This is a genomic window from Longimicrobiaceae bacterium (genome assembly GCA_035696245.1).
Lineage (GTDB): Bacteria > Gemmatimonadota > Gemmatimonadetes > Longimicrobiales > Longimicrobiaceae > DASRQW01.
Genome location: DASRQW010000447.1, coordinates 1 through 3,500 on the forward strand (window position 1 = coordinate 1; position 3,500 = coordinate 3,500).

2 protein-coding genes are annotated in these 3,500 nt (G+C 71.2%); both read right to left on the reverse strand.

Annotated features, from left to right (window positions below; translation table 11 throughout):
* Positions 1-858 (reverse strand): Ig-like domain-containing protein (locus tag VFE05_20080; GenBank protein ID HET6232384.1); only part of this gene is annotated, 858 nt, incomplete at its 3' end.
* Positions 855-3,500, reverse strand: a 2,646-nt coding sequence (locus VFE05_20085) for a valine--tRNA ligase (protein HET6232385.1), incomplete at its 5' end; no start/stop codon positions are given. The genes VFE05_20080 and VFE05_20085, both read right to left, overlap by 4 nt.

Below are 3,500 nucleotides of genomic sequence, written 5' to 3' on the forward strand. Positions count from 1 at the left end.
GGGGAACGTGCCGACCGTCACCGCGGCGACGCGAACCTGCGCGCTGTCCGGCCCGAAGATCTGCACCTGGGCGGGCGTCACGCGCTGCTCGCGGAGCAGGTAGTCGTCGAACTTGATGGCGATCACCCCGTTCTCCACCCGCGCCGTGCCCGGCTTGGGCGGCGACGTGTCCGGCGCAAGCGTGCTCAGCCGCAGCGTGGGCTCGCGCCCCGCCGCCAGCAGCGCCGAAGCCGTGTCGCGCGCCTCGTACGAGTCGAGCACGCGGTTGCGGTTCACGTCGTTGAATGCGCGGATTCGGTACGTGCCCTCGGGGATGTGCCGGAACGCGAAGCCGCCGGAGCTGTCGGTGGATACGGAGTAGACCAGCGAATCCGGCGCGCGGATCGCCTCCACCCGCCCGCCGATGAGCGGCTTGCCCGTGACCCGCTCCGCCGCCGTGCCGGTGAGCAGCGTGTTGGGGATCTCAGGGCCGGTGGAGAAGGTGACCTCCACCGGGTCCACGATGCGGTTGCCGAACAGGTCCTTCAGCGTGGGGTCTACGTGCACCTGGTAGATGCGGTTCGGCTCCCAGCCGCGCAGCAGGGAGATGCGGATCTCGTCGCCCGACTGGTCCACCGTCACCCCGCTCGTGCGCGGCGAGACGGAAACCGCGTCGCGCACGCCCGTCTGCGAAACGCGCTCGTCGAACACGAGGACGACGGGCGCGCGGTAGCCCGGCACCTTGGCCATCGTGTCCGGGCGGGTGGAGAGGAGGACGGGGCCCAGCTTGTCCTCCGGCCCGCCCGGCGGCGATTCGATGTGCGCGCACGCGGCGAGGAGCGCGATCGCGGCCGGCGCCAGGCGGGCGGCGCGCCTCACGCCACGCCCTCCAGCGCCGCCAGCTTCTCGGCGAGCTTCGCGCGCTGCTCGCCGTACGACGCCAGCTTCTCGCGCTCCTTGTCCACCACGTCCTTCGGCGCGCGGGCAACGAAGCTCTCGTTCGCCAGCTTCTTCTCCGTACCGCCGATGAGCCCGGTGACGCGCCCCAGCTCGTCGCGCAGCCGGCCACGCTCCTTCTCCAGGTCGATCACGCCTGCGAGCGGGACGAAGAGCTCGGTTCCGGAGCGGAGGACTGCGCTGGCGCCCACCTCGCCGTTGGCGGACGCGAACTCCATCTCGTCCACGCGCGCAAGGTCGTGCAGCGCGCGGCGGCCCGCCTCCAGCACCGCCCGCGCCGCGTCCGACGCGCCGCCCACGCGCAGCGGGATGCGCTTGCCGGGCTGCACGCCGTACTCCGCGCGGATGTTGCGCACCGCGGCGATCACCGCCTGCAGCTCCTCCATCCCCGCCTCGGCCTCCGCGTCGTCGAAGTCCGCGCGCGGGGACGGCCACGGCGCGACCATGATCGACTCGGGGTCGCCATCGGCGCGCGGCAGGCGCTGCCAGACCGCCTCGGTGATGAAGGGCACGACGGGGTGGAGGAGGCGCATCGCCCCGTCCAGCACCTCCACGAGCGTGGCGCGGGCGGCGCGCTGGCTTGCCTCGCCGCGGTCGCCGTACAGGCGCGGCTTGGCCATCTCCAGGTACCAGTCCGCCAGCTCGCCCCAGAAGAACTCGTATCCGCGCGTCGCAGCATCCTGAAGCCGGAAACGCTCCAGCGCGTTGGTGATGTCCGCCGCCGCCTTCGACAGGCGCGACAGGATCCAGCGGTCGGCCAGCTCCAGGTCGCCGCGCACCTCGTCGATTGAGACGCGGTCGCCGTCGCCCAGGTTCATCAGGGCGAACCGGCCGGCGTTCCACAGCTTGTTGGCGAAGTTGCGGCCGGGGCCGAACGCCTCCTCCAGGTCCTCGTGGTTCAGGTACTGGTCGGTGCCCGCGCCGCTTCCGGAGATCACGGTGTACCGCAGCGCGTCCGCCCCGAAGCGGCTCACCACGTCCAGCGGGTCGATGCCGTTGCCCAGCGATTTCGACATCTTCCGGCCCAGGTGGTCGCGCACCGTGCCGTTGAGATAGACGTCCGTGAACGGGATCTCACCGCGGAACTCGATGCCCGACATCACCATACGCGCGACCCAGAAGAAGAGGATCTCGGGCGCGGTGACCAGCGTGTCGGTGGGATAGAACTTCGCCAGGTCCGGCGTCTCGTCCGGCCAGCCCATGGTGGAGAACGGCCACAGCCAGGACGAGAACCACGTGTCCAGCACGTCGGGGTCCTGCTCCAGCGCCGTCCCGCCGCACTTGGGGCAGGTCGCGGGATCCTCGCGGGCGACGATCGTCTCGCCGCAGCCGTCCGACTGGCAGTAGAAGACGGGGATGCGGTGGCCCCACCACAGCTGGCGCGAGATGCACCAGTCGCGGATGTTCTCCATCCAGTGCTCGTAGATCTTGCCGAAGCGCTCCGGGTGGAAGCGCAGGCTGCCGTCGTGGTACGCGGCGAGCGCCGGCACGGCGAGCGGCTTCATGCTCACGAACCACTGGTCCGACAGGCGCGGCTCCACCACCGTGTCGCAGCGGTAGCAGTGCGGCACGGCGTGCGGATGGTTGGCCACCTTCTCCAGCAGCCCCAGCTCGTCGAACGCGGCGACCACGGCGCGGCGCGCCTCGAAGCGGTCCAGCCCGCGGAACGGCGCGGGCGCCTCGTCGTTCATCGACGCCTCGGGCGTCATCACGTTGAGCGACGGCAGGCCGAGGCGCTGCCCCATCTCGAAGTCGTTGGGATCGTGCGCCGGAGTGATCTTCACCGCGCCCGTCCCGAACTCCGGGTCCACGTACTCGTCCGCGACCACGGGAATGCGGCGGCCGGTGAGCGGCAGCTCCAACTCGGCGCCCACCAGCGCGCTGTACCGCTCATCGCCCGGGTGCACGGCGACCGCGGTGTCGCCCAGCATCGTCTCCGGACGCGTGGTGGCGACGACGAGGTACGGGCGGCCGTCGCGGAGGCGCGGCAGGCCGTTCGTGTTCGCGGAGCCTTCCGCCAGCGGGTAGCGGAGATGGTAGAGCTTGCCGTTCGTCTCCGCCGGCTCCGCCTCCTCGTCGCTGAGCGCGGTGAGGCAACGCGGGCACCAGTTGATGATGCGGTTGCCGCGATAGACCAGCCCCTTCTCGTGCAGCCGCACGAACACCTCGCGCACGGCCCGCGACAGGCCGGGATCGAGCGTGAAGCGGGTGCGGTCCCAGTCTGCCGACGAGCCGATGGCCTTGAGCTGGTCCAGGATCACGCCGCCGGTCTTGCCCACGAACTCCCACACGCGCTCCACGAACGCCTCGCGGCCCACGTCGTAGCGCGTCTTCCCCTCCTTCGCGAGCAGGCGCTCCACCACGTTCTGCGTGGCGATGCCGGCGTGGTCGGTACCGGGCACCCAAAGCGCCTCGCGCCCCTGCATGCGGCGCCAGCGGATCAGGACGTCCTGGATGGTGTTGTTCAGGCCGTGCCCCATGTGGAGCACCGCCGTCACGTTGGGCGGGGGGATGACGATGACGTACGGGTCGCGCTCCGAGGCGGCGTTCGCGTGGAACAGCCC